This is a genomic window from Nocardioides sp. LHG3406-4, assembly GCF_049897745.1.
Classification (GTDB): Bacteria; Actinomycetota; Actinomycetes; order Propionibacteriales; family Nocardioidaceae; genus Nocardioides.
In genome coordinates, this window is record NZ_JAFCWV010000002.1 from 41,201 (window position 1) to 66,193 (window position 24,993).

General features: G+C 70.8%; 30 protein-coding genes and 1 riboswitch. Of the genes, 16 read left to right on the forward strand and 14 right to left on the reverse strand.

Annotated elements, in window-relative coordinates; translation table 11 throughout:
* Nucleotide 1 precedes the first annotated feature (1 nt).
* The gene (locus ACP7BP_RS06005; protein ID WP_426243468.1) at nucleotides 2-220 is read right to left on the reverse strand and encodes a hypothetical protein; all 219 of its coding nucleotides are present in this window, start codon (nucleotides 218-220) and stop codon (nucleotides 2-4) included.
* A 107-nt stretch (nucleotides 221-327) separates the two neighbouring features.
* Between ACP7BP_RS06005 and ACP7BP_RS06010 the strand changes: the two genes are divergently transcribed.
* Nucleotides 328-735: an HIT family protein gene (locus tag ACP7BP_RS06010; RefSeq protein ID WP_426244771.1), complete on the forward strand. Its 408-nt coding sequence runs from the start codon at nucleotides 328-330 to the stop codon at nucleotides 733-735.
* On the opposite strand, the gene ACP7BP_RS06015 is transcribed toward ACP7BP_RS06010, so the two are convergent.
* On the reverse strand, nucleotides 705-1,697 hold the full coding sequence (locus tag ACP7BP_RS06015; protein WP_426243470.1) for a phosphatase PAP2 family protein: 993 nt from the start codon (nucleotides 1,695-1,697) through the stop codon (nucleotides 705-707). The genes ACP7BP_RS06010 and ACP7BP_RS06015 overlap by 31 nt on opposite strands.
* Before the next feature lie 122 nt (nucleotides 1,698-1,819).
* On the opposite strand from ACP7BP_RS06015, the gene ACP7BP_RS06020 reads away from it, so the two are divergent.
* The 8 genes from ACP7BP_RS06020 to ACP7BP_RS06055 all read left to right on the forward strand — a co-directional run bounded on the left by ACP7BP_RS06020 (nucleotide 1,820) and on the right by ACP7BP_RS06055 (nucleotide 8,619).
* On the forward strand, nucleotides 1,820-2,578 hold the full coding sequence (locus ACP7BP_RS06020; RefSeq protein ID WP_426243473.1) for an SDR family NAD(P)-dependent oxidoreductase: 759 nt from the start codon (nucleotides 1,820-1,822) through the stop codon (nucleotides 2,576-2,578).
* 54 nt (nucleotides 2,579-2,632) lie between these two features.
* A complete protein-coding gene (locus ACP7BP_RS06025; protein WP_426243475.1) occupies nucleotides 2,633-3,130 on the forward strand; it encodes a thioesterase family protein in 498 nt (165 codons plus the stop codon).
* A 169-nt stretch (nucleotides 3,131-3,299) separates the two neighbouring features.
* A riboswitch (cyclic di-AMP (ydaO/yuaA leader) is annotated at nucleotides 3,300-3,476 on the forward strand.
* Between the two features lie 2 nt (nucleotides 3,477-3,478).
* On the forward strand, nucleotides 3,479-4,009 hold the full coding sequence (locus tag ACP7BP_RS06030; protein ID WP_426243477.1) for a C40 family peptidase: 531 nt from the start codon (nucleotides 3,479-3,481) through the stop codon (nucleotides 4,007-4,009).
* A 96-nt stretch (nucleotides 4,010-4,105) separates the two neighbouring features.
* Nucleotides 4,106-5,161 carry a DUF3048 domain-containing protein gene (locus tag ACP7BP_RS06035; protein WP_426243479.1) on the forward strand — a complete coding sequence of 352 codons (1,056 nt, stop codon included), beginning with the start codon at nucleotides 4,106-4,108 and terminating at the stop codon, nucleotides 5,159-5,161.
* Nucleotides 5,162-5,250: 89 nt separating this feature from the next.
* Entirely contained in the window at nucleotides 5,251-5,808 is a 558-nt protein-coding gene (locus tag ACP7BP_RS06040) for a YqgE/AlgH family protein (protein WP_426243481.1), read from the forward strand.
* A gap of 18 nt (nucleotides 5,809-5,826) precedes the next feature.
* On the forward strand, nucleotides 5,827-6,108 hold the full coding sequence (locus tag ACP7BP_RS06045; protein WP_426243483.1) for a DUF3039 domain-containing protein: 282 nt from the start codon (nucleotides 5,827-5,829) through the stop codon (nucleotides 6,106-6,108).
* 131 nt (nucleotides 6,109-6,239) lie between these two features.
* Nucleotides 6,240-7,913, forward strand: coding sequence for a DEAD/DEAH box helicase (locus ACP7BP_RS06050; RefSeq protein WP_426243485.1), 1,674 nt, complete (start codon nucleotides 6,240-6,242; stop codon nucleotides 7,911-7,913).
* A gap of 67 nt (nucleotides 7,914-7,980) precedes the next feature.
* Entirely contained in the window at nucleotides 7,981-8,619 is a 639-nt protein-coding gene (locus ACP7BP_RS06055) for an IclR family transcriptional regulator (RefSeq protein ID WP_426243487.1), read from the forward strand.
* Between the two features lie 6 nt (nucleotides 8,620-8,625).
* Here the strand turns inward: ACP7BP_RS06055 and ACP7BP_RS06060 are convergent, their stop codons facing one another.
* On the reverse strand, nucleotides 8,626-9,111 hold the full coding sequence (locus ACP7BP_RS06060; RefSeq protein ID WP_426243489.1) for an Lrp/AsnC family transcriptional regulator: 486 nt from the start codon (nucleotides 9,109-9,111) through the stop codon (nucleotides 8,626-8,628).
* Between the two features lie 82 nt (nucleotides 9,112-9,193).
* Between ACP7BP_RS06060 and hppD the strand changes: the two genes are divergently transcribed.
* Nucleotides 9,194-10,435, forward strand: coding sequence for a 4-hydroxyphenylpyruvate dioxygenase (hppD, locus tag ACP7BP_RS06065; RefSeq protein WP_426243491.1), 1,242 nt, complete (start codon nucleotides 9,194-9,196; stop codon nucleotides 10,433-10,435).
* Nucleotides 10,436-10,462: 27 nt separating this feature from the next.
* Here hppD and ACP7BP_RS06070 read toward each other — a convergent pair whose 3' ends face one another.
* Entirely contained in the window at nucleotides 10,463-11,707 is a 1,245-nt protein-coding gene (locus tag ACP7BP_RS06070; protein WP_426243493.1) for an MFS transporter, read from the reverse strand.
* Nucleotides 11,704-12,138, reverse strand: coding sequence for a MarR family winged helix-turn-helix transcriptional regulator (locus ACP7BP_RS06075; protein ID WP_426243495.1), 435 nt, complete (start codon nucleotides 12,136-12,138; stop codon nucleotides 11,704-11,706). The genes ACP7BP_RS06070 and ACP7BP_RS06075 overlap by 4 nt, the downstream gene beginning before the upstream one ends.
* 71 nt (nucleotides 12,139-12,209) lie before the next feature.
* Here ACP7BP_RS06075 and ACP7BP_RS06080 point away from each other — a divergent pair, with 71 nt between their 5' ends.
* The gene (locus ACP7BP_RS06080) at nucleotides 12,210-12,752 is read left to right on the forward strand and encodes a DUF1697 domain-containing protein (protein ID WP_426243497.1); all 543 of its coding nucleotides are present in this window, start codon (nucleotides 12,210-12,212) and stop codon (nucleotides 12,750-12,752) included.
* Between the two features lie 2 nt (nucleotides 12,753-12,754).
* On the opposite strand, the gene ACP7BP_RS06085 is transcribed toward ACP7BP_RS06080, so the two are convergent.
* Together ACP7BP_RS06085 and ACP7BP_RS06090 are read right to left on the reverse strand one after the other, a co-directional pair.
* Entirely contained in the window at nucleotides 12,755-14,329 is a 1,575-nt protein-coding gene (locus ACP7BP_RS06085; RefSeq protein WP_426243499.1) for a peptide chain release factor 3, read from the reverse strand.
* 9 nt (nucleotides 14,330-14,338) lie between these two features.
* Nucleotides 14,339-14,887 carry a GNAT family N-acetyltransferase gene (locus ACP7BP_RS06090; RefSeq protein WP_426243501.1) on the reverse strand — a complete coding sequence of 183 codons (549 nt, stop codon included), beginning with the start codon at nucleotides 14,885-14,887 and terminating at the stop codon, nucleotides 14,339-14,341.
* Nucleotides 14,888-14,981: 94 nt separating this feature from the next.
* Here ACP7BP_RS06090 and ACP7BP_RS06095 point away from each other — a divergent pair, with 94 nt between their 5' ends.
* Nucleotides 14,982-16,820, forward strand: coding sequence for a bifunctional metallophosphatase/5'-nucleotidase (locus tag ACP7BP_RS06095; protein ID WP_426243503.1), 1,839 nt, complete (start codon nucleotides 14,982-14,984; stop codon nucleotides 16,818-16,820).
* 16 nt (nucleotides 16,821-16,836) lie between these two features.
* Here the strand turns inward: ACP7BP_RS06095 and ACP7BP_RS06100 are convergent, their stop codons facing one another.
* The 5 genes from ACP7BP_RS06100 to ACP7BP_RS06120 are packed head-to-tail and all read right to left on the reverse strand — an operon-like array spanning nucleotide 16,837 to nucleotide 20,539.
* Nucleotides 16,837-17,571 carry an amino acid ABC transporter ATP-binding protein gene (locus ACP7BP_RS06100; RefSeq protein ID WP_426243505.1) on the reverse strand — a complete coding sequence of 245 codons (735 nt, stop codon included), beginning with the start codon at nucleotides 17,569-17,571 and terminating at the stop codon, nucleotides 16,837-16,839.
* Entirely contained in the window at nucleotides 17,568-18,368 is an 801-nt protein-coding gene (locus ACP7BP_RS06105; RefSeq protein WP_426243507.1) for an amino acid ABC transporter permease, read from the reverse strand. Before ACP7BP_RS06105 ends, ACP7BP_RS06100 begins: the two co-directional genes overlap by 4 nt.
* A gap of 1 nt (nucleotide 18,369) precedes the next feature.
* A complete protein-coding gene (locus ACP7BP_RS06110; protein WP_426243509.1) occupies nucleotides 18,370-19,179 on the reverse strand; it encodes a transporter substrate-binding domain-containing protein in 810 nt (269 codons plus the stop codon).
* Between the two features lie 24 nt (nucleotides 19,180-19,203).
* Nucleotides 19,204-19,974, reverse strand: coding sequence for an enoyl-CoA hydratase (locus ACP7BP_RS06115; protein WP_426243511.1), 771 nt, complete (start codon nucleotides 19,972-19,974; stop codon nucleotides 19,204-19,206).
* Nucleotides 19,967-20,539, reverse strand: coding sequence for an isochorismatase family protein (locus ACP7BP_RS06120; protein WP_426243513.1), 573 nt, complete (start codon nucleotides 20,537-20,539; stop codon nucleotides 19,967-19,969). Before ACP7BP_RS06120 ends, ACP7BP_RS06115 begins: the two co-directional genes overlap by 8 nt.
* Before the next feature lie 52 nt (nucleotides 20,540-20,591).
* Here ACP7BP_RS06120 and ACP7BP_RS06125 point away from each other — a divergent pair, with 52 nt between their 5' ends.
* On the forward strand, nucleotides 20,592-20,969 hold the full coding sequence (locus tag ACP7BP_RS06125; RefSeq protein ID WP_426243515.1) for a VOC family protein: 378 nt from the start codon (nucleotides 20,592-20,594) through the stop codon (nucleotides 20,967-20,969).
* A 9-nt stretch (nucleotides 20,970-20,978) separates the two neighbouring features.
* Here ACP7BP_RS06125 and ACP7BP_RS06130 read toward each other — a convergent pair whose 3' ends face one another.
* Nucleotides 20,979-22,298 (reverse strand): nicotinate phosphoribosyltransferase, encoded by a 1,320-nt coding sequence (locus ACP7BP_RS06130; RefSeq protein ID WP_426243517.1) that lies wholly within the window; start codon nucleotides 22,296-22,298, stop codon nucleotides 20,979-20,981.
* 54 nt (nucleotides 22,299-22,352) lie between these two features.
* Between ACP7BP_RS06130 and clpS the strand changes: the two genes are divergently transcribed.
* Genes clpS through ACP7BP_RS06145 form a run of 3 tightly spaced genes read left to right on the forward strand, consistent with a single transcriptional unit; the run spans nucleotide 22,353 to nucleotide 23,697 of the window.
* Nucleotides 22,353-22,613: an ATP-dependent Clp protease adapter ClpS gene (clpS, locus tag ACP7BP_RS06135; protein ID WP_426244772.1), complete on the forward strand. Its 261-nt coding sequence runs from the start codon at nucleotides 22,353-22,355 to the stop codon at nucleotides 22,611-22,613.
* Nucleotides 22,614-22,623: 10 nt separating this feature from the next.
* Complete coding sequence (locus ACP7BP_RS06140) at nucleotides 22,624-23,214, forward strand: DUF2017 domain-containing protein (RefSeq protein WP_426243519.1); 591 nt, start codon at nucleotides 22,624-22,626, stop codon at nucleotides 23,212-23,214.
* Nucleotides 23,215-23,217: 3 nt separating this feature from the next.
* Complete coding sequence (locus tag ACP7BP_RS06145; RefSeq protein WP_426243521.1) at nucleotides 23,218-23,697, forward strand: NUDIX hydrolase; 480 nt, start codon at nucleotides 23,218-23,220, stop codon at nucleotides 23,695-23,697.
* Here the strand turns inward: ACP7BP_RS06145 and ACP7BP_RS06150 are convergent.
* Nucleotides 23,694-24,944, reverse strand: a complete 1,251-nt coding sequence (locus ACP7BP_RS06150; RefSeq protein ID WP_426243523.1) for an MFS transporter — start codon at nucleotides 24,942-24,944, stop codon at nucleotides 23,694-23,696. The genes ACP7BP_RS06145 and ACP7BP_RS06150 overlap by 4 nt on opposite strands.
* Between the last annotated feature and the right edge of the window lie 49 nt (nucleotides 24,945-24,993).

Consider the following 24,993-nt stretch of genomic DNA (forward strand, 5'->3'; position numbering starts at 1 on the left):
CTCACGATGACACAGCGCTCAGTCGCCAGGAGCCGATCGGGGTGTAGCCGCTGTCGTACACCTCCTGCTCTGCGGGCGCCGTCACGTCGATCTGCCTCATCGCGCCGCCCCAGTAGCGCAGCACCCGGCCGAGCTCGGCCGCGGCCGCCTCCGGGTCGGCGGCGTCGACGGTGACGTCGAGGACGAACCTCATCGGGCGGTGGGCGCTGGCACCGGTCATGTCCCGCACGCTAGCGGCAGCCGGGCGTCGTACGCTCGCGCTGTGATCCTGCCCTTGATGAGCGCCCTCCTCGACGCACCCAGCGGAGTCATCGGCCACGGGATCCGCTGATGGACTGCGTCTTCTGCGCCATCGTGGCCGGCGAGACGCAGGCCGAGCGGGTCGTCGAGGACGACGACTTCGTGGCGTTCCTCGACGCGCGCCCGGTCTTCCGCGGCCACGTGCTGCTGGTGCCGCGCGAGCACGTCGTGACCCTGCCCGACCTGCCGGCGAAGCTGCGTGATCCGTTCCTGGCGTGGGGGCAGCGGCTGTGCACCGCGATGGTGGACGGGCTCGGGGCACAGGGCTCGTTCGTGGCGATCAACAACACCGTCTCCCAGTCGGTGCCGCACCTGCACCTGCACGTCGTTCCGCGCACCAAGGGCGACGGCCTGCGGGGCTTCTTCTGGCCGCGCACGAAGTACGCCGAGGGGGAGGCCGCGACCTACGCCGAGAGGCTGCGGTCGGTGCTCTGATCCTCGGCCTCCGGACGCAGGCGAGGGCGCCCGCCCGAGGCGTTGCCGGTGCCGAGAGCCGCGATCCACACCGCGGCCGCGCCCAGTGCGGCCCCGGCGATCGCGTCGACGAAGAAGTGCCAGCCGAGGTAGACGGTGGACACCACCGTCAGGGCCAAGTAGACGTAGCTCGAGACGCGGACCCAGCGCGGCAGCCCGATCAGGTGCGCCATCAGGCACATCGTGACCATGATGGCGACGTGCAGCGAGGCGAAGGCGGCGATGGTCTGTACGGCGTCGGTCGAGAACGGGTCGGCGAGCACGTCGGCGCGGTCTGACCCCATCCACTCCTGCAGCGCCGTGACGTGGGTGTGCGGGAGGTCCGTGAAGTCCCCAGGTGCGGAGTAGATGGGGCCGAGGGTCGGCATCGCGAAGTACGTCGCCACGCCGAGCGCCCAGTCGACCGCTACCGCCGTGACGAACCACGAGCCGGCCGCCCGGTGACGGGTCCAGAGGAGTGCCACGGCCAGCGTCACCGGCACCAGCGGGATCCACGCGACGTACACGAAGGACAGAGCGTGCGCGGCCCAGCCGGTGCCGAGCACGTCGTGCAGCACGTCGGCCGGGTCGTGCCCCAGCCAGAGCGTGCGGTCGAGCGACGCGAGCTCGTTGTCCCACAGCCGGTCGTTGACGAACGGCACGTAGCTCTTGAGATTGCGGAAGGCGGCGTAGCAGGCGTACCACGTGATCACCCCAGCCAGGGCGAACACCAGCTGGTCACGGCTCCACCGCTCGCGCGCCACCTCCATGATCGGCCGACGGCGCGCCAGAGCGCGCGGCACGACGTCGAGTGCGAGCGCCGCGAGCACGATCAACGGCAGCCGGACGTACGTCGGCACCACCACGCCGTCGGGGTCGCGGATGGGGAGGTCCCACACACGCGAGACGAACACCATGGCCAGCACCATGGCTGCAGCCAGCACCCCTGCAAGGCGAAAATCCGGACGACCCACCGGAACACCCTACGGGGTCACCCGTCTAGGGTGAGACACGGTTCTACTGGCGCGTCGTTGCGCCGCTGTCGCACGATCGCGAAGGAGTCAGCATGGGTCGCTTCGACGGGCGCGTCGCAGTCGTCACCGGGGGCGCACGAGGCATCGGGTTCGGCTGTGCGCAGCGGTTCGCCGACGAGGGCGCCAAGGTCGCGGTCATCGACCTCGACGAGTCCGCAGCGGCCGCCGCGGCAGCGCGGCTGGGGGAGGGACATCTCGGCATCGGCTGCGACGTCAGTGTCGCCGTGAGCGTCGACGCCGCGATCGAGCGGGTCCTCGGCGACCTCGGCGGCATCCACATCCTCGTCAACAACGCCGGCATCACCCGCGACAACCTCCTCTTCAAGATGACCGAGGAGGACTGGGACCTGGTCATGGGCGTGCACCTCAAGGGCGCCTTCCTCATGACCAAGGCGGCCCAGAAGCACTTCGTCGCCCAGAAGTACGGCAAGATCGTCAACCTCTCCAGCGTCTCCGCGCTGGGCAACCGCGGCCAGGCCAACTACGCCGCCGCCAAGATGGGCGTGCAGGGCTTCACCCGCACCCTCGGCATCGAGCTCGGCCCCTACGGCATCAACGCCAACGCGATCGCCCCCGGCTTCATCGCCACCGAGATGACCGACGCGACGGCCGCCCGGCTGGGTGTCCCGGTCGACGAGTTCCGCGCCCGGAACGCCGAGCGCAACCCGGTCCGCCGGGTGGGCTTCCCCGAGGACATCGCGGCCACGGCTGCGTTCCTGTGCAGCGACGAGGCGTCGTACATCACCGGTCAGACGCTGTACGTCGACGGCGGGGCCAAGCTCGTCAGCTGACGACGGCGCGGTCCGATGCGGTCGGGTCGTCGAGCGACTCGTAGGGTCGTGCCCGTGACGACCTATCCCACCTATGACCAGCTCTTCGACCTGCCTGCCTACGTCGAGCAGCCCGTGCCGATGCCGTTCGAGGACATGAACGGCCACCTGAACGTCCGGCACTACATCGGCATCGCGAGCGAGGGTCTCGACGAGTCGCTGGTCCCGCTCGGCATCCCGCAGAACTGGCCGATCAGCGCAGGGCACGCGTGCTTCTCGGCGGAGCACCACTGCACCTACCTGACCGAGCTGCGCACGGGCGACTTGATGTCGGCCCGGGTCCGGCTGCTCGGGCGTTCCGAGCGTGCCGCCCACGCGTTGGTCTACCTCCTCGACGAGACCCACCACCGGCTCAGCTACGTGATGGAGGAGATCTTCCTGCACATCGACATGAGCACCCGGCGCACCGCGCCGTGGCCCGAAGACGTGGCTGCCAACCTCGACAAGCGGATCGCCGAGGACGCCGAGCTGCCGTTCGCCGCGGCAACCTCCGGCTGCCTGGCCCTGCGTTGATCGAAGACTGATCGAGGGCTGGCCGACCACTCTCGGGCCTCGCGCCCCCGACGAGATCCTCGTCACGATCACGCCCGAAACGCGCTCCTCGCTTGGACTTTGACCCTTCGACGTGCCTAGCGTGCACGGCTGCACCATCGTCCGCGGGAACGCCGAGTCCTGCCCCTCCGCGCGACGACCCCCGAGACCATGACGGGGCAGGAGTGGGGGACCCACAGGTTCCACGCCGGTTCGCAGCGCGATCGCGGACGGCTCGGGGTGAAGTCACCAGGCGGCACGCAGCGTGACGGAGCACTTTCCAGCTCCAACCCGACAGCTCACCTCACAGGCGTGGGAAAGGAAACAACCATGCCTGCGACCTCTCGCATGCTGCGCTTCGGCGCGCTCATGATGCTGTGCCTGGGCCTCGTGCTCGGTACCCCGACCGCTGTCAGTGCCCAGTCCGGACATGGCGGGTCCACGGAGAAGCTCTCCCAGAAGGTCAAGCTCAAGCGGGCCACGAAGGTGCGGGTCCACCGCGCTGAGCACATCGCGCTCGCCCAGCGCGGCGACGCGTACAGCTACGGCTCGGCCGGCCCGGGGGCTTTCGACTGCTCCGGCCTGATCTACTACTCCTTCCGTAAGGCCGGCTTCTCCGCGATGCCGCGTACGTCGTCGGCGCAGGCCGGTCACGTCCGTCGCATCCCCAAGTCGCAGCTCCACCGCGGCGACCTGATGTTCTTCACCGGCGGTGGCGGCGTCTACCACGTGGGCATCTTCGTGGGCCGCCTCAAGAGCGGCGCCGTGCAGATGCTGCACTCCTCGACGCCGGGCCGCCCGGTGCAGATCGACGTACCGTGGACGAGCAGCTGGTTCGCAGGCACGATGCGGCGCGCCTGAGCGGGTTGACGCCCTGACACCGGGCGCGCCTTCCCGCACACAGGGCGGGCGCGCCCGCACACTTGTCGGTAGTCGGCACCACAGCTAGGAGTCCCCGTGCATCGCCCCCTGCGCACCAAGACCGCGTCCCGCCTCGGCGTCGTGGTCGCCACGCTCTTCGCCATGTCCATGCTCCTCGCCGGGTGTGGCGACAAGGGGGGCACCGCCGACCCGGGGGACACGAGCAGCTCGGGCGCACCCGCCGGCAGCAACGCCGAGGAGCCGCCCCCGCCGGAGACCTGGCCGCTCACCGGCACCCCGGTCGCCGGGGACGGCACCGCCGACCTCAAGCACCCGGTCATGGTCACGAAGATGGACAACACCGCCGGCAGCGCCCCCCAGCTCGGGTTGAGCAAGGCCGACCTCGTGGTCGAGGAGCTCGTCGAGGGGGGAGCCACCCGGCTCGCGGCGTTCTACTACTCCCAGCTGCCCGAGGTCGTCGGTCCCGTGCGCTCAATGCGGGCCAGTGACATCGGCATCGTCTCGCCGGTGGACGCCGACATCATCACCTCCGGCGCGGCCGGGGTCACGATCGGTCGCATCCAGCAGGCGGGCATCCGGTTCTTCCAGGAGGGCGCCAAGGGATTCTTCCGCGAGGGCAGCCGCTACGCGCCGTACAACCTGATGGCGCGGCCCCGGGAGGTCGTCTCGGTGATCAAGCAGAAGCCCGCCCGCCCCGACGACTACCTGAGGTTCGGCGACGCCGCGGACCTGCCCAAGGGTCAGAAGGCGAGCCGGCTCTCGGCGTTCTTCGGCGGCATGCACACCACCAACTGGGCCTACGCCAACGGTGGCTACGTCAACCAGAACTCCTACGCCGCCCAGGGGGACGAGTTCCCCGCCGACACCGTCCTCGTGCTGCGCGTGCAGGTGGGCGACGCCGGATACCGCGACCCGGCGGGCAACTTCGTGCCGGAGACGAAGTTCGAGGGCTCCGGCGACGCGCTGCTCTTCCACGGCGGCCGCGTCGTCAAGGGCACGTGGAAGAAGGACGGGGTCCGCGGCTCGCTGCGCCTGGACACGAAGAAGGGCGGCGACCTCGCCGTGCCGGCCGGACGCACCTGGCTCGAGCTGGTGCCCGCCGACGGCGGCCGGGTCACGTACGGCAAGTAGCCCTCGGCGGCTCGGGGGCGCCTGCCCGTCGATCCCCCGTCTCGGCGGCCCCACTGCGCCTGGTGCTCGTCCTCGGGCATGATGGCGACATGACCGACGTCGCGGCCGGCTCCCTGCTGGTGGCCACCCCTGCGCTCGTCGACCCGAACTTCGTCGACACCGTCGTGCTGCTGCTCGACGTCGGCGCGGACGGCGCACTGGGCGTCGTGCTCAACCGCCCGTCCCCGGTGCTGGTGGCCGAGGTCCTGGCCGAGTGGCGCGACGCCGTCGCCGAGCCCGAGGTGCTCTTCCGCGGCGGGCCGGTCAACCCCGACGGCGCGCTGGCGGTGGGCCGGCTCGCCGACGTGACCGACGTCCCGGTGGGATTCCGCAGGGTCTTCGCCGATATGGGCGTGGTGGACCTGGACACCCCGCTCGAGCTGCTCGAAGGATCGCTGGCGGGCCTGCGGATCTTCGCGGGGTACGCCGGGTGGGGCACCGGCCAGGTGCAGCGCGAGGTCGACCAGGGGGACTGGTACGTCGTGCCCGCCGAGGTCGCCGACATCTTCCGCCTGGACTCGACGGACCTGTGGCGCGATGTGCTGCGCCGACAGCCGGGTGAGCTCGCGTGGCACTCGACGCGCCCTCTCGATCCTGAGCTCAACTGACCTAGACTTGCGTCCATCATGACGACCACTGGCTTCTCTCCCGGCACCGAGACGATCGAGGACACGCGGACCGTCCCCACCGACGACGGCGACCACGAGCGGTTCTCCCACTACGTGCCCAAGGACAAGCTCACCGAGGCGATGGTGATGGGCACGCCGGTGATCGCGCTGTGCGGCAAGGTGTGGGTGCCGAGCCGGGCTCCGGAGAAGTTCCCCGTGTGCCCGGAGTGCAAGGAGATCTGGGAGTCGATGAAGCCCGGCGGCAAGGGCGGCAAGGGAGACAAGGGCTCCGACGCGTGACGGGACGGCACGACGCCGTCCCGCCCGAAGGTCCAGCGGCCCAGCCTTCTGTCCTACCGCTGTCCCCGGCCTGGCCGGATCGGGCTGCCTGGGGGACGGCCCCTTCGCTCCGGGCGTGGCAGAACGCCGCGATGACGCAGTACGTCGAGCAGTCCTCGCGCGACTTCCTGGCCGTCGCGACGCCGGGCGCCGGGAAGACGACCTTCGCGCTCACCGTCGCGGCCGAGCTCCTCGGCCGGCGCATCGTCGACCGGATCACGGTCGTCGCCCCGACCGAGCACCTCAAGGTGCAGTGGGCGGAGGCGGGTGCTCGTGCCGGCATCCCGATCGACCCGACGTACGCCGCGGGCAAGGGCAAGACGTCGGGCGACTACGTCGGCATCGCGGTGACCTACGCCGGCGTCGCCGTCAACCCGCTCGCGATGCGCATCCGCACCGAGAACTTCAAGACCTTGGTGATCCTCGACGAGGTGCACCACGCCGGCGACGCGCTCTCGTGGGGTGAGGGCGTGCGCGAGGCCTTCCAGCCGGCCACCCGTCGCCTCGCGCTGACCGGCACCCCGTTCCGCTCCGACGTGAACCCCATCCCCTTCGTCACCTACGCGCCCGGACCCGACGGGATCCCGCGCTCGGCCGCCGACTTCACCTACGGCTACGCGCACGCGCTGGCCGACAAGGTGGTGCGACCGGTGCTCTTCATGGCCTACTCCGGGGAGATGAGCTGGCGCACCCGCGCGGGCGACGAGGTCGCGGCCAGGCTGGGGGAGCCCCTCACCAAGGACATGACGGCGCACGCGCTGCGCACCGCCCTCGACCCGGGCGGCTCGTGGATGCCGGCGGTGCTCGCCGCCGCCGACCGCAGGCTGTCGGAGGTGCGCCGGCACGTGCCCGATGCCGGTGGCCTCGTCATCGCCACCGACCAGGACTCGGCCCGCGCGTATGCCGCGCTGCTGAAGAAGATCGCGGGCGAGGCGCCGACGGTCGTGCTCTCCGACGAGAAGGCGGCGTCGAAGAAGATCGGCGCGTTCACCGAGTCGACGGCGCGCTGGATGGTCGCCGTACGCATGGTCTCCGAGGGCGTCGACGTCCCACGGCTGGCGGTCGGGGTCTGGGCCACGACCACCGGCACCCCGCTCTTCTTCGCCCAGGCCGTGGGCCGCTTCGTGCGCGCCCGGGGTCGGGGCGAGACCGCGTCGGTCTTCCTGCCGTCGGTGCCCCACCTGCTCGCCTACGCCTCGGAGATGGAGGTCGAGCGCGACCACGTGCTGGGCCGCCGGATCACCGACGAGGACGACATCTTCGCCGCCGAGCGTGACCTGCTGGCGCAGGCCGAGGCGGGGGAGGGCGCCTCCGACGAGCTCGACGGCCTCCCCTTCGAGGCGCTGGGCTCGACCGCGTCGTTCGACCGGGTGCTCTACGACGGCGGCGAGTTCGGCCACGCCGGCGAGGTGCACGTCGGGTCGGAGGAGGAGATGGACTTCCTCGGCATCCCCGGCCTCCTCGAGCCCGACCAGGTGCGCGAGCTGCTGCACTCCCGGCAGAGCGAGCGCGCCGCGCGACAGCGGGCCGCCCCGCAGCCGGACACGGTCGCGGAGGTGTCGACCTACGAGCAGCTCGCCGTGCTCCGGCGGGAGCTGAACGGGCTGGTCGCCGCGTGGTTCCATCGCACCGGGCAGCCGCACGGGGTCACGCACGCCGCCCTGCGCAAGCAGTGCGGCGGCCCGGCCGCCGCGGTGGCGACGGCAGACCAGCTGCACGCGCGCATCGGAGCACTGCGTGACTGGGCGATCCGCAAGACCTCCTGACGGGGCCGGCCCCACGGGCTTGCCTCGCCGCGGGGTCACGGAGCCCGTGCCGGGGCTACCCTTCTCTATGGCTGCCGAGACCTCCCAGACGCTGCATCGGGGGCTGAGGGTGCTCAAGGTGCTGGCGGAGGCGCACGATGGGCTGACCGTCACCGAGCTCGCCGCCGCGCTGGCCGTCAACCGCACGGTGGTCTACCGGCTCGTCGCGACCTTGGAGCAGCACGGTCTCGTACGCCGCGACTCGCGAGCCCGGCTCCACGTCGGCCTCGGCGTCCTTCACCTGGCCTCGGCGGTGCAGCCGGTGCTGCGCGACCAGGCGGCCCCGGTGCTGCGACAGCTGGCCGAGACGCTCGGCTGCACCGCGCACCTGACGGTCGCCGACGGCGACGAGGCGCTGGCGCTGGCCGTCGTCGAGCCGTCGTGGACCGACTTCCACGTCTCCTACCGGGTCGGCGCCCGGCACTCGATCACCCAGGGCGCGGCCGGGAAGGCGATCCTGCTGGGTCGTGAGGGGAACGGTGCGGCGTACGTCGTGACCACCGGCGAGCTGCAGTCGGGAGCGCACGGCCTGGCCGCGCCGGTGCGCGGGGTCGAGGGGCTCGAGGCCTCGGTGGGGATCGTGACGCTCGGCGGCGCCATCGACGACACCGTCGTGGCGCCTAGGGTGCTCAGCGCCGCCCACGAGATCGCCGAGCGGCTGCGCTGAGACGCCTCAGCCGCTCGCCGACCGGGCCAGCGGCAGCACGCGGTGCGGGATCTGGCTCGCCAGCGCGATGACGGTCGTGGACCGGTCGATCGCGGGGTCGGTCAGCACCAGGTCGATCACCCGCTGGAGATCGGCGTTCGAGCGGGCGACCACGCGCACCCACATGTCGCCGTCGCCGGTGATCGTGAAGGCCTCCAGGACCTCGGGGATCTCGGCGAGGTGGGCCGCCACCGCGTGATGCCCCCCGCGCCAGGCGCCCGGATCGGCGACCGCCTGCCGGATCTGCAGGGTCAGGAACGCCATCACGGGGAAGCCCAGCGCGTCCGGCGAGAGGTCGGGACCCCACCCGGTGATGACGCCCGTGGACTCGAGCTTGTCGAGGCGGGCCTGTACCGTGCCGCGCGCCACGCCGAGCCGGCGGGAGGCCTCGAGGACGCCGATCCGCGGCTCGACGGCGAAGAGATCGATCAACCTGGCATCGAGATCGTCCACGGAGGCCTCCGGTAGTAGGCAAAGTGCGCAGTGTTTCGACGCACTGTTGCACATTGTGCGCTCCAGGGTCATCGTTCGAGTCATGACCACCGAGATCGCCTCGACCGGCGGAGCCCTGACCATGGACGAGATGAAGGCCGACCTGACGCTGGAGCAGCTCCGCCAGCTCGTCGGCCTCGTGGACTACGACGCCCAGCAGGACGCCTTCCCCGTCACCGGGTGGGACGCCATCTGCTTCGTGGTCGGCAACGCCACCCAGGCGGCCCACTACTACGCCAGCGCCTGGGGGATGGAGCTGGTCGCCTACTCCGGCCCCGAGAACGGCAACCGCGACCACAAGTCCTTCGTGATGAAGTCGGGCTCGATCAAGTTCGTGCTCAACGGCGCGGTCAGCCCCGACAGCCCGCTCGTCGCCCACCACGCCCGCCACGGCGACGGCGTCGTCGACATCGCCCTCGAGGTGCCCGACGTCGACCAGTGCATCGCCCAGGCCCGCTCGGCCGGCGCCACCGTCGTGCGCGAGCCGGAGACGATCTCCGACGCGCACGGCTCGGTGCGCATCGCCGCCATCGCGACGTACGGCGAGACCCGGCACACGCTGGTGCAGCGCCACAACGCCGCCGGCGACGGCGCGACGTATGCCGGCCCGTACCTCCCCGGGTACGTCGCCACGGCCCCGCGCTGGACCAAGCGCGAGGGCGAGCCCAAGCGCCTCTTCCAGGCCCTCGACCACATCGTCGGCAACGTCGAGCTGGGCAAGATGGAGGAGTGGGTGACCTTCTACAACAAGGTGATGGGCTTCGTGAACATGGCGGAGTTCATCGGCGACGACATCGCCACCGACTACTCCGCATTGATGAGCAAGGTGGTCGCCAACGGCAACCACCGGGTGAAGTTCCCCCTCAACGAGCCGGCTATCGCCAAGAGGAAGTCGCAGATCGACGAGTATCTCGAGTTCTACGACGGCCCCGGCGCCCAGCACCTCGCCCTGGCCACCGGCGACATCCTGGCCACCGTGGACGCGCTGCGCGCCAACGGCGTCGAGTTCCTCGACACCCCCGACTCCTACTACGAGGACCCCGCCCTGCGTGAGCGCATCGGCGAGGTCAGGGTGCCGATCGAGGAGCTGCAGAGGCGCAAGATCCTGGTCGACCGCGACGAGGACGGCTACCTGCTGCAGATCTTCACCAAGCCGCTGGGCGATCGGCCCACCGTCTTCTTCGAGCTCATCGAGCGGCACGGCTCGCTCGGCTTCGGCAAGGGCAACTTCAAGGCGCTCTTCGAGGCGATCGAGCGCGAGCAGGACGTTCGCGGCAACCTGTAGTCGCGGGGCACCCGGCCGTGTGGCCGGTCAGTCCAGGTCGCCGACCAGGACTGCCTCGGCCGCGGCCCGCGTGCCCGCCGCCGGGTGCGTCGTACGTCCCTCGACGAGGCGACGGCGGGCGGTGAGGACCAGGACCCCCACGGTGAGCGCGGCCGCGCCGAACCAGAACGGCGCGTGGCTGCTGACGTGCTCGCCGAGCTTGAGGGCGACGAACGGTCCGACGGCTCCGCCGCAGAAGCGGAGGAAGGAGTACGCCGCGGACGCGACCGGCCGCTCGACGGGAGCCGCGCCCATCACGGCCTCGGTGACCAGGGTGTTGTTGATGCCGATGAAGGCGCCGGACAGCACGATGCCGACGATCACGACGGTGGCGTGGTCGGTGAAGACGGCCATCATCACCTGGTCGAGCGCGAAGAGGGCGAGCATCGCGATCACGGCCGGCACGGTGCCGATCGCACGCTGCACCAGGGGGGCGACGACGACCGAGGTGAAGGCCAGCAGCAGCCCCCACCCGAAGAAGATCCAGCCGATCTGCAGGATGCCCGCGTCCGGGAGGGCGAACGGCCCGGCGGCGAGGATCGTGAAGAAGCCGATGTTGTAGAAGATCGCGGTGATGCCGATGAGCAGCAGCGCCGGGTGGCGCAGCGCGCGGAACGGGTCGGCCAGCGAGGTGCGGCGTCCGGCCGGTGGGGTGGCCGGCAGGAAGACCGCGGTGGCGACGAGCGCGATGAGCATGAGCACCGACACCCCGAAGAACGGCGCGCGCCAGGACTGCTCGCCGAGCAGACCGCCGACGAGCGGGCCGGTGGCGATGCCGATGCCGAGCGCCGCCTCGAACAGGATGATGGCCTGGGCGGTCGAGCCGGCCGACGCGGAGACGATGGTGGCCAGGGCGGTCGCCACGAACAGCGCGTTGCCCAGGCCCCAGCCGGCTCGGAAACCCACGATCTGGCTGACGGTGTCGGACGAGCCGGCCAGCGCGGCGAAGACGATGATGAGCGCCAGGCCCGCGAGAAGCGTGCGCTTGGGGCCGATCCGGCTCGAGACGACACCGGTGACGAGCATCGCGACACCCATGATCGCCATGTAGCTGGTGAACATCAGCGAGACCTGGCTCGGCGTCGCGTCGAGCTGGGTGGCGATGTTCTTCAAGATCGGGTCGACGAGCCCGATGCCCATGAACGCGATGACGCACGCGAAGGCCACCGCCCACACGGCGCGTGGCTGCCGCAGCATGGAGGGTGAGGTGTCAGAGGTGGGCGTGGTGCTCACAGTTGTCCCTTCGTGGGTTGGCTCGCCAGGACGTCGCGGAGCACGGCCACGGCCGTCTCCACGTCCTCGCGGGTGTGGGTCGTCTGGTCGCGCAGCCGCTCGGCGACGGCGGCGCCGTAGATCCGGCGTACGCGGGCGAGCTCGTGACGCCCGGCGACGGTGAGGTCGATCAGGCTGCTGCGGGCGTCGCTCGGATGCGGGGTCCGGGTCACCCAGCCGCGCTCGACGAGGCCGGCGACGGTGCCCGACATCGTCGGCTGGGAGCACCGGTCGGCGACGGCGAGGGACGACACACCGCTGGGGCCGAGCTCGTCGAGCAGCGAGAGCACCCGGAAGCCGGCCGGCTGCTCGACGGCACGGCGTACGGCGCGCACCAGGCGGGCGGAGAGGACCACGAGCTCGCTGCTGAGATCCTGCAGGTCGTCGCTCACGGCTGCGACGTTACATAGGAAGCCTATGTAAATCTACGAGGCTGACGGAGAGGTGCGACACAATGCGGGGCATGCCGACCTACGTCGCCTTCCTGCGAGCCATCAACCTGGGCGCCACCCGCAAGTTCCCCAAGGGCGACATCAAGCGGTGCGTCGAGTCGATCGGCGCCACCGAGGTCGCCACGCACATCAACACCGGCAACGTGCTGCTGACCACGTCCATGCGCTCCCAGGGGAGGATCGAGGCGGCGTTGGAGAAGGCCTTCGCGGCCGACCGGGGCTTCGCGGTGCCGACGATCGTGTTCACGCCGGCCGAGGTCGTCGCCATCGCCGCGGAGGCCGACGAGCTGTGGAGCGAACTGGGCGAGCCGGAGGCGCACTACATCACGCTCTACAAGAAGCCTCCACCTGCCGATGCCACCGAGGCTGCGCATGCGCTGGAGATCGAGAAGGAGGAGGTGCGGGTCATCGGCCGCGCGGCCCATGTCGTCCTGCATCGCAGCTTCCACGAGGCGCGCTCGCTCAACACGCGGGAGTTCAAGGCGCTGGGCGAGGGCACGGCCCGCAACGTGACCGTGATCCGCGCGCTCGCCGCCAAGTGGGGAGCAGCCTGACCTCAGCCGCCACTGGCGGGCAGCGGCTCGAGCAGCACCGTCGGATGGTCACGCGTGACCGTGTGAGCGCGCCACGTGTCGGGGAACAGCGCCAGGTGGGTGCCGTCGGCCCGGCTGAGCACCTCGACCCCCCGCACGCCCTTGAGCGCCTCGACGCCCGCCTCGTCGGTGCGGCGGGCCACCGAGTAGTCCAGGTGCTCGAGCCGGATCGCTGCCCCGAACTCGCTCTCCATCCGGGCGGTGACCACCTCGAACTGCATCGGCCCGACGGCGGCGAGCACCGGGCTCTGGTCGCCGCGCAGGTCCGAGCGCAGCACCTGGACGACGCCCTCCTGGTCCATCTGCTCGATGCCGCGGCGGAACTGCTTGTAGCGGCCGGTGTCGGCGGCCCGCGCCGAGACGAAGTGCTCGGGCGCGAAGCTGGCGATCGGCGGGAAGCGCACGGCGGCGCCGGCGTAGATGGTGTCGCCGACGCGCAGGGCGTTGGCGTTGACGAGGCCGACGATGTCGCCGGGGAAGGCCTGCTCGACCGAGGAACGGTCGCGACCGAAGACGGCCTGGGCGTACTTCGTGGCGAACGGCTTCCCCGTCTCGCCGTGCTGGACCACCATCCCTCGCTCGAAGACGCCGGAGCAGACCCGGGCGTAGGCCAGGCGGTCGCGATGGGCTGCGTCCATGCCGGACTGGACCTTGAACACGAAGGCACTGAAGTCGTCGGCGACCGCCCGCAACCCACCGTCGACCGTGGGCGTCGGGCCGGGCGAGGGCGCGAGCTCGACCAGCACGTGGAGCAGCTGGGCGACCCCGAAGTTGAGCAGGGCGGAGGCGAAGAGCACCGGCGTGGTCGAGCCGGCCAGGAACGTGCCCTGGTCGTGGTCCGCGCCGTCCATCGAGAGCAGCTCGTGCTCCTCGACCGCGGTGGCCCAGGCCTCGCCGCCGAGCTCCGGCGCCCGAGAGGAGGCGACGCGCTGCTCGGGGGCGCGCGTGGCCCCGCCCGCCGTGCGGGTGTACTGGATGAGGTCGCCCGTCCGGCGGTCCAGCACGCCGCGGAACTCGCCGGCCGACCCCACTGGCCAGGTCAGCGGGGTGGGCCGGAGCCCGATCTCCTTCTGGATCTCGTCCATGAGCTGGAGCGGGTCGAGGCCGGGCCGGTCCCACTTGTTGATCACGGTGATCACCGGGATGCCCCGCTGGGCGCACACGCGGAAGAGCTTGAGAGTCTGCGGCTCCAGCCCCTTGGCGGCGTCGACGAGCATCACCGCGGAGTCGACGGCGGACAGCACCCGGTAGGTGTCCTCCGAGAAGTCCGCGTGACCCGGGGTGTCGACCAGGTTGACCACGTGTCCGTCGTACTCGAACTGCAGGGCGGCCGACGTGATCGAGATGCCGCGGGCGCGCTCCATCTCCATCCAGTCGGAGACGGTGCCACGACGTCCGGCCTTGCCGTGCACGGCGCCGGCCTCGGAGATCGTCCGGGCGTGCAGGGCCAGGGCCTCGGTCAGCGTCGACTTGCCGGCGTCGGGGTGGCTGATCACCGCGAAGGTACGCCGTGGGCGGGCGTCGGTCGGAGATGTCACCCCGAGAGCCTACGTTCGCAGGCCCATGGGCTCCGCTTCGGCGGTGAGCATCATCAGGACCATGGCCTCCTCGTCGGCCGGCAGCCAGGTGGGGTGCAGCCGACCGACCACGTCCCAACCGCGGTGCCGATAGACCGCGAGCGCGGGACCGTGGCCGGGTACCACGTCGAGCACGGGCAGGCGGCCACGCTCCCGTGCCCAGTCGACGGCCGTGTCGAGCAGCCGTCCGCCGATGCCCGACCCCAACAGGTCAAGGGCCACGAACAGCACACGGACGATCGCCAGCTCCCCGGCGGGACGCCCGGTCGCCAACGCGAACGGCTCGGCCACATCGCCTTCCACCCGGCCGACGCTCACGTGGCCGACTGCGCGGCCGTCGACCCGGGCCACCCAGGCGGCCTCCTCGTGGGAGCGCACCAGGAACTCCTCCACGGGGAAGGGCAGCGGCCACTGGAACGGGTAGCGCGAAGACGGCTGCTGAGCCGCGAGCGCCTCCACGAGTGCCGGCAGGTCAGCGGGGGACCGTGGCTCGATCTGGACGGTTGAGGGCGCTGGCACGGCCGACAGTCTGCCCGAGGGGTCTTGACTCCCGACCGTCCGGGGAGTGTGATCGACCGCGGTCCACTCGCTGTCCACTCTCGGGAGACAACCCATGCCCCAGCGCCCCGCCCTGCCCCTGCCCGTGTCCCTGCCGCCCTCCAGCCGCCGCACCCTCCTCGCAGGGGCGGCCGCCCTGGCTGCTGCCGGCTACGCCGCGCCCGCCGAGGCGCACCGGGGCGGAGCGCACGGACACGACCGACGTACTCGACTGACGGTGCTCGGCACGACCGACCTACACGGCAACGTCTTCAACTGGGACTACTTCAAGAACGCCGAGTTCGACAACTCGACGCACGACGACATCGGCGTCGCCAAGGTCGCCACCCTCGTCGCGGCGATGCGTCAGGAGCGCCGCGGCGAGCCGACCCTGCTTCTCGACGCCGGCGACACGATCCAAGGCACCCCGCTGGCCTACTACTACGCCCGGGTCGATCCGATCACCGAGGGCTCGAAGCACCCGATGGCGCTGGCCATGAACCTGATGGACTACGACGCCGCGGCGCTGGGCAACCACGAGTTCAACTACGGCATCGACACCCTGCGGGCCTACGAGGAGCAGCTCAACTTCCCGCTGCTCGGCGCCAACGCCGTCGACGCCGTGACCAAGCGGCCGGTCTTCCCGCCGTACGTCGTGCGGACCTTCAAGCCGCGGCACGGCCCGCGCATCACGGTCGGCATCCTCGGCCTCACCAACCCCGGCATCGCCATCTGGGACAAGGCCAACGTCGAGGGGCGCATGGAGTTCCCCGGGCTGGTCGAGCAGGCCGCGAAGTACGTCCCGGAGATGAAGCGGCGCGGCTGCGACGTCGTCATCGTGTCGGCGCACAGCGGCGCCGACACCAGCTCGTCGTACGGCGACGCGCTCCCGCCCGAGAACGCCGCCTCCCTGGTGGCCGCGGAGGTGCCCGGCATCGACGCCATCCTGGTCGGCCACGCGCACAAGGAGATCGCCCAGCGCTACGTGCGCAACACCCGGACCGGCCGCGACGTGCTGCTGTGCGAGCCGCTCTACTGGGGCATGCGGCTGGCCGTCATGGACCTCCAGCTCGAGCGTGACCGGGGCGGCTGGCGCGTCGAGAGGGCGACCTCCCAGACGCTCAACTCCAACCTGGTGGCCGAGCGCCGAGACGTCGCCGCCGCGGTACGCCGGCAGCACGACCTAGTCGTGGCCTACGTCAACTCGGTCATCGGCACCTCCGCCGCCGCGCTCTCGGCGGCTCGGGCCGTCGTCGAGGACGTGCCCATCATCGACTTCGTGCAGTACGTCCAGGCCGATGCGGTGAAGACCGCCACCGGCGGCAGCCTGCCGGTGCTCTCGATCGCCGCGCCCTTCAACCGCTCGGCGTCGTTCCCGTCGGGGGAGGTGACCTACCGCGACGTGGCGGGCCTCTACATCTACGACAACACCCTCCTGGGCATCCAGGTGACCGGGGCGCAGGTGAAGGACTACCTGGAGTTCTCCGCGCGCTACTTCCAGCAGGTCTCGGGCACCGGTCCGTTCACCATGGACCAGGTGACCAACGCGGTCACGGAGACGGCACCGAACGGCACCCCCGACTACAACTTCGACTCGGTCGCCGGTCTCGATGCCGACCTGACCTACGACATCGACATCGCCCAGCCGGTCGGGTCACGCATCGTCGACCTCGCGTACGGCGGCGTACCCGTCGCGGCCGACCAGCAGTTCGCGCTGGCCATCAACAACTACCGCCAAAGCGGCGGTGGCGGCTTCCCGCACGTCGCTACGGCCCCGGTGCTCTACAACGCGCAGGTGGAGATCCGGCAGCTCCTGATCGACTGGGTGACGGCCAACGGCGCCATCGACCCGGCTCAGTTCGCGTCGACCGACTGGCGGCTCACGTCGGGCGGCCAGCCGATCACGGTGACCTGACCACGCCAGGCTGCTGCTAGAGCACCTTCGAAAGGAACGACTGCGTGCGCCGGTGCTGGGGGTTGGCCAGCACCTCGCGCGGGTCGCCCTCCTCGACGATGACGCCGCCGTCCATGAAGACCAGCTTGTGGCCGACCTCGCGGGCGAAGCCCATCTCATGGGTGACGACCATCATCGTCATGCCCTCGGAGGCGAGGTCCTTCATGACCTCGAGCACGTCGCCGACCAGCTCGGGGTCGAGCGCCGAGGTGGGCTCGTCGAACAGCATCATGTCGGGGTCCATCGACAGGGCTCGCGCGATGGCGACGCGCTGCTGCTGCCCGCCGGAGAGGTGCGCGGGGTAGGCACCCTCGCGGTCGGCCAGCCCCACCTTCTCGAGGTTCGCGCGGGCGATCTGCACGGCCTCGTCCTTGCTGCGCTTCTTGGCGCGCCGTTGGGCGATGCAGAGGTTCTGCAGCACCGACATGTGCGGGAAGAGGTTGAACTGCTGAAAGACCATGCCGATGCGCGAGCGCACGGCGTCGAGGTCGGTCTCCGGGTCGGTGATGTCGATGCCCTCGACGATGATCTTGCCCGAGGTGGGCTCCTCCAGGCGGTTGACGCAGCGCAGCAGCGTCGACTTGCCGGAGCCCGAGGGCCCGATCACGCACACGACCTGGCTGTTGTCGACGTGGAAGTCGATGCCCTTGAGCACCTCGTTGTCGCCGAAGTACTTGTGCAGCTGGTCGATCTGGATCGCCGGCGTGCTCATCGGGTCCTCCGTTGACGCTTCTCGAGCCACGACACCAGCTGGGTCAGGGGCACGGTGATGATCAGGTACAGGATGGCCGCCTGCACCAGGCTGGTGGACGTGCCCGCGGTGGGTCCGCTGGACAGGAAGTCGCGGGCCAGGGTGGTCAGCTCGCGCTGGTCGGCCGCGAAGCCGATGACGAACAGCAGCGCGGTGTCCTTGATCAGCAGCACGAACTCGTTGGTCAGTGGCGGGATCACGATCCTGAACGCCTGGGGGAGCACCACGGCGAGGTTGGTGTGCCCCGGGCTCATGCCGAGCGAGCGGGCCGCCTCGGTCTGCCCCTTCGGCACGGCCTGGATGCCGGCCCGCAGGGTCTCTGCCATGTAGGCGCCCGCGATCAGCACGAGGCCGATCACGCCCGCGCCCACGGCGCCGCCAGGGGGTGTCCACTGGAAGGCGATCGGGATGCCGAACGCCATGAAGAGGATGACCAGCAGGGCCGGCAGGCCACGGAAGAACTCGACGTACGCCGTGGCGATCCAGCGGTAGGGCCCCAGCGGTGACAGCTTCATCAGCGCGAGGATCAGGGCGAGCACCAGGCCGCAGACGAAGGCGATCGCGGTGTAGATGAGGGTGTTCTTGACCCCGACCGTGATCAGCTCGCGCCAGGAGTCCCAGTTGTTGAAGCCGGCCGGAGCGAAGAAGTTGGTCTTGATCGTCGCCCAGTCGGCGGCCAGCACCAGCAGCAGGAGCAGCCCCAGCAGGACGGCGTACAGGACGCCCTGCGTGAGGCGGCGCCGCGTGGATCGCTTCACGTCAGTCAGTGGCGAAGTAGGTGTTGTAGATCTCGTCGTAGGAGCCGTCGTCGTGCATCGCGGCGAGCTGCTCGTTGACGGGGTCCACGAGCTCGCTGCCCTTCTTCATCGCGAGGCCGTACTGCTCGTCGGTCTTGTAGGTCTCCACCACCGAGAAGCCGCCGGCCTTCTCGTGGTCGAGGTTGACGGGGAGGTCCTGCAGGAGGGCGTCGACCTGGCCGGCCTTGATGGCCTGGAACATCTCGGCATCCGAGGGGAAGGACACGATGTCGGCGTCGGGGGCGTTCTCCTCCGTGTACGCCTTGCCCGTGGTGCCCTGCTGCACGCCGACCTTGACGCCGTCGAGGTCGTCGATCGAGGCGATGTCGGAGTCCTCGGGGACGAGGAGCGACTGCTCGGAGTCGTAGTAGCCCTCGGAGAAGTCGAGCGCGGCCTGGCGGTCCTCGGTGATCGTCATGGCGCTGGCCGCCATGTCGCACTGGCCGGCGTTGAGCGCCTGGCCGCTCTGCAGGGCGTCGAACGAGGAGTCCTTGACGGCGAGCTCGAGCTCGAGACCGTCGGCGATGGCCTGGACGATGTCGATGTCGAAGCCCTTGAAGCCGGACTCCGAGGTGTCGTCGAAGTCCTCGAACGGCGGGTACGGGACGTCGGAGCAGACCGTGAGCTTGCCCGACTCGATGGTGGACAGGCTGGACGTGGTCCCGTTGTCCGCCCCGGAGTCGGTGCCGGACGAGCCGTCGTCGTCGGAGCCGCAGCCGGCGAGCGTGGTGGCGAGGAGGATGGCGGCGACCGCCGACAGAGTGCGCTTCATGGTGGGCACCCTATATGTGCCAGATCACAGTCCGTGGAAGTTGGGCCGACGCTTTTCGGCGAAGGCGGCCATGCCCTCCGCCGCGTCGTCGGTGCGGAGCAGGATCGACTGGCCGGTGCGCTCCCGTTCGAGGGCCGCCTCGAGGTGACCGAGGGTGGCCGCGTTGATCGCCTTCTTGGTGGCGGCGAAGGCCAGCGGCGGGCCGGTGGCGACGCGGCGCGCGACGTCGATCACGAGGTCGCCGAACTCGGCATCGGGTACGACGTGGCTCACCAGCCCGGCGGCGTACGCCTCGGTCGCGGAGAGCGGGTCGCCGAGCAGCGCCATCCGCATGGCGCGGCTCCGCCCGGCAGCGGCGGCGATGGTGGCGGACGAGCCGCCGTCGGGCATCAGCCCGATCCGGGCGAAGGCGAGCACGAACCGTGCCGACTCGGTGGCGACGGCGAGGTCGGCGGCGAACGCGATGCTGGCCCCGACACCAGCGGCGACGCCGTTGACGGCGGCGATGACGGGCTTGTCGAGGTGGGTGAGGGCCCGGATGATGCGGTTCGCCCGGTCCAGCGCGGTGACGTCGAAGCGCTCGTGGGCGTCGGAGCCGCTGATGTCGGCGCCCGAGCAGAACGACGTACCGCTGCCGGTCACCACGACAGTGCGCACGGTCTCGTCGAGCTGAGCGTCCTCGAGCTCCACGGCCAGATGGTCGGAGAGGGTGCCGTCCATGGCGTTGCCCACCTCGGGGCGGTTGAGCACGAGCCACAGGACGCCGTCCTCGAGCAGGCGGTCGAGGTCAGGCAAGGGTGACCCCGGCCGCGGCCATCTCGGTCAGCGCGGCGTCCGTCGTCGCGGGGGCGACCCCGGCGCACAGGTCGCGGAGCACCCTGACCGAGAAGCCCTCGGTAACGGCGTCGAGCGCGGTGGCCCGCACGCAGTGGTCGGTCGCCAGGCCGCATACGTCGACCTCGGTGACCGCGTGCCCCTGCAGCCAGTCGACGAGCGAGGTGCCGTCGTCGGTGCGGCCCTCGAACCCGCTGTAGGCCGCCGCGTGGTCGCCCTTGAGGAAGACCGCGTCGAAGGGCTGCGGGTCGAGGTTGGGATGGAAGGCGACCCCGTCGGTGCCGACCTCGCAGTGCACGGGCCACGAGCTCTCGAAGTCCGGCTCGGCCGACCAGTGGTCGCCCGGGTCGACGTGGTGGTCCTTGGTGGCCACGACCTGGGCGTAGTCGCCGGCGTCAGGGCCGCGCTGGGAGCGGGCATGCAGCACGGCGGCGATGTCGGCGGCCACCCGCGCGCCTCCCTCGACCGGCAGGGACCCTCCCTCGCAGAAGTCGTTCTGGACGTCGACGACGATGAGCGCACGCATGGGTCGAGGTTACCCAGCGGAGCCGGCGGGGGACCCCCCGTATCCTTCGCGCATGCACCGCAGCCGCATCGCCGTCGTGCTCATCGACCATCCCGCCTCGGCCTACGACGAGGCCGGCGCGTTCTGGGCTGCCGCCGCGGGCTCGACCCTGGTGCCCGAGGACGACACCTACGCGTCGGTCACGGTGCTGCCCGGCGGGGTGAAGCTCGAGGCGCAGCGACTGGGGGGCGACACGCCTGCTCGCATCCACCTCGACATCGAGACCGACGACGTCGGCGCCGAGGTGAAGCGCCTCGTCGCGCTGGGCGCGACCGTGGTCGAGGACCGCGAGGGCTACGTCATCCTCAACGACCCGGGCGGGCTGGTCTTCTGCGTCGTGCCGGTGCAGACCGGCAGCGATTTCGACGCGTACGCCGTCACCTGGGAGTGACGTCCGGCGTCACTCCAGGTGGATCGTCGGGATGACAGGCTCCCCACGGCTCATCTGCTGGGCGGCCAGCGGCAGCTCGGCACGCGCGGCGCGGTGCCGGGCCCGGGCGTCCTCGAGCGACTCGCGCCCCACCACCTCGCCGTCGGCGACCAGCGGCACGAGCAGGGGTCGGTCGTCGCCGTCGTCCAAGGGCGCCTCCCCGATGCCCACCACCTCGGCCTCGGCCACCCCGCGAGCGTCGCGGCGCCGCAGCGCGAACTTCCGGCCGCCGATCGAGAGCTTGTCCTTGCTCTTCTTCGCCACCGACACCATCTCGCCGCCGTCGCCCTCGCGCGACACGAGCTTGTAGACGAATCCGCAGGTCGGGTGACCCGAGCCGGTGACCAGCTGGGTGCCCACGCCGTACCCGTCGACAGGCGCGGCGGCGAGCGCCGCGATGGCGAACTCGTCGAGGTCGCTGGTCACCACGATGCGGGTGCTGGTGGCCCCGAGCCCGTCGAGCTGGGCCCGCACCTGGTGGGCCAGGACGCCGAGGTCTCCGGAGTCGATGCGTACGGCGCCCAGCTCGGGCCCGGCGATCTCCACGCCCAGCCGCACGGCCTCGGCGATGTCGTAGGTGTCGACGAGCAGCGTCGTGCCGCGGCCCAGTGACTGCACCTGAGCGGTGAAGGCGTCCTTCTCGGTGTCGTGCAGCAGGGTGAAGGAGTGCGCGGACGTGCCCCGCGTCGGGACGCCGTACCGCTGCCCGGCGGCGAGGTTGGAGGTCGCCTGGAAGCCGCAGATGTACGCCGCCCGGGCGGCCGCCACCGCCGCCTCCTCGTGCGTACGCCGCGACCCCATCTCGATGCACGGCCGGTCACCGGCGGCCCGGGTCATCCGGGAGGCCGCCGAGGCGATCGCGCAGTCGTGGTTGTAGATCGAGAGGAGCAGCGTCTCGAGCAGCACGGCCTCGGCGAACGTGGACTCCACCACGAGCAGCGGTGAGTAGGGCAGGTAGACCTCGCCCTCGGCGTAGCCCCAGACGTCGCCGGTGAACTCGTAGTCGGCCAGCCACGCCAGCGTCTGCTCGTCGACGATCCGCCCCTGGTCGAGGTAGCCGAGCACGTCGTCGTCGAAGCGGAAGCCCTCGAAGGCGTCCAGGGCGCGGCCCACGCCGGCGACGACGCCGTACCTGCGTCCCTCGGGGAGCCTGCGCGGGAAGAGCTCGAAGACCGAGCGCCGCTCGGCCGTGCCGGCGTGCAGCGCGGCCTGGAGCATGGTGAGCTCGTAGTGGTCGGTGAGCAGGGCCGTCGACTGGTTCACGACGACAGCGTAGGGGTGTGCCACCATGACGGCGTGTCAACCGCAAGCCCCGTCCACGCCGACCCCGGGGTCGATCCGACCCTGACGCCCGACGACATCACCTTCCTGGCCAAGCCCTGGGTCACCATCGTGTGGAACGACCCGGTCAACCTGATGTCCTACGTGGCCTACGTCTTCCAGAAGTACTTCGGCTACAGCAAGGCGAAGTCCGAGAAGCTGATGATGGAAGTGCACGAGGAAGGGCGTTCGGTGGTCAGCACAGGCACGCGCGAGGAGATGGAGCGCGACGTGCAGGCGATGCACGAGTACGGGCTGTGGGCGACGATGGAAAAGAGCTCATGAGAGGCGATCAGTGAACGGCTTCGAGCGGCACCGTAAGAGCGGCCTGGTCATCGCCAACCTCTCCGGGTTCGAGGCCGACCTGCTGCGCTCCCTGGCCTCGCAGATCGTCGAGCTGCTGCGCAACGAGGCGGCGGTGCCGTCGGACTCGCGGGACCCCTTCGAGGCGATGATGGACTTCTCCGGACCGACCGCCGAGCCGGAGGACCCCGTGCTCAAGAGGCTCTTCCCGTCGGCGTACGCCGAGGACGAGGAGGCGGCGGCGGAGTTCCGGCGGTTCACGGAGGGCTCGCTGCGCGACGGCAAGGCCAACGCCGCCATCGCGATCATCGACGGCCTGGAGGAGGCCGGCCTTCCCCCTCAGCTGACCGAGGAGGGGCTGATGATCGACGTCGAGCTCGACGAGCCGACGGCCGAGATGTGGATGCGCTCCTTCACCGACATCCGGCTCGCGATCGCGACGCGCCTCGGCGTCGAGGAGGGGGACGAGGAGTTCTGGTACTCCCTTCCCGACGACGACCCGCGCGCCCAGGCCCACGACATCTACGAGTGGGTGGGCTGGCTGCAGGAGACGCTGGTCGCCGCGCTCACGACCGGACGCTGACCCGTGCCCATCCCGGAGTTCGTCGTGGAGCTGCGTCGCCTGGTGGGCGACCACGAGCTGTGGATGCCGGCGATCACCGCCGTCGTCCTGCGTGGGGAGGCCCCGGACCTGCAGGTGCTGCTCGTGCAGCGCTCCGACAACCACCACTGGACCCCGATCACCGGCATCCTCGACCCCGGCGAGGAACCCGCCGGCGCAGCGGTGCGCGAGGCGTTCGAGGAGGCCTGCGTCGAGATCCGCGTCGACCGGCTGGCCTCGATCTCCAGCGGTCACCGGGTCACCCACGTCAACGGTGACCGGGCGGTCTACCTGGACCTCACCTTCGCCTGCACGTGGCTGTCTGGTCAGGCCCGCGTCGGCGACGACGAGTCGGTGGACGTGCGGTGGTGCGCGGTCGACGACCTGCCGGACATACCACTACGCCTGCGCCAGCGGATCGACGACGTGCTGGCCGGCGAGGAGCAGACCCGCTTCCGCCTCTAGCCGGAGTGGGTGGTGACGCCGTAGCGCTCTCGGCTCGCCAGCGCCCAGCGGGCGGCAGGCACCGACGCGAGCGACGTGACCACCATGATGGCGGCGAGCATCAGCCAGCCGCGCTCACCCTGGTCGACGCAGAAGAACGCGACGACGGGCGGCCCGATCACGGCCATCACCGAGAACCCGAGCCCGGAGAAGCCCTGGTACTGGCCCTGGCGCTCGTGCGGGGCGAGGCCCATCTGCAGGCTCCACTGCCCGCCCGAGCCGATCATCTCGCCGACGACGTGGACCAGCGAGCCCGCCACCAGGACGGCGATGGCGAACCACCAGGACCCGCGGTCGGCCAGAGCGACGACCACGAACCCGGCGGCGATGAACCAGCCGCCGCGCACCAGCGACTTCGCGCCGGCCTCGACCGAGTCGGAGCCACGCGACAGGCGCACCTGGAAGAGCGCGACCATGACCGTGTTGATCAGCAGCAGGATCGCGACCATCACCGTCGGGGCCTCGGTCCGCTCGGAGATGTAGAGCGCCAGGCCGAGCTCCATCACGAAGAAGTGCAGGTTGAAGACGCCGGTGATGGCGATGATCACCACGAACGGGAGGTCGCGCAGCACGGCGAGGCGCGGCTCGCCCGCGGCCCGCTGGTACGGCGGCAGGTGGGGGAGGCGCGTGCAGTTCCACGCGGCGAAGCCGGTGAACACCGCGTTGAGCACGAACACCGCGACGTACGCCCAGGTCTGGTCGATCACCAGGGCGGCGCCGCCGAAGACCGAGCCGAGTGCGATCGCGGTGTTGGTGACCGCGCGCAGGTAGGCCTTGAAGAGCACGCCGCGTCCGCCGGTCGCGAGCTGGGCGATCACGCCCTGGTTGACCGCCCCCGCCGAGCGCTCGAAGACGGCGAGCAGGGTGAGCAGGGCGGCCAGCATCACCGGGCTCGTGGCCAGCACGGGCGGTGCGCTGAAGAGCGCGGCGCCCGCCATGAACACGACGAGCACCTCGCGCGGGCCACGGACGTCGCCGAGGTGGCCGGCAGGCACCTGCACGAAGATCCCTGCGAACGCCGCCACGGACAGGGCGAGCGCGACCTCGGTGGCCGTGAACCCGACGTGCCGGGTGAAGTAGAGCGCGCTGGTGGTCATCACCGCGCCTGCTCCGAACCGGTTGGCGAACGAGCCGACCGCCAGCACCCGCAGGTCCCGGTCGTAGGGGATGCCCCAGCGAGTGAGCGGCGTCGCGTCGTACGTCGTCATCTCGCCCCCTGTATGTCTCGATGTCGAGATATATCCCAGGGGTCCATGC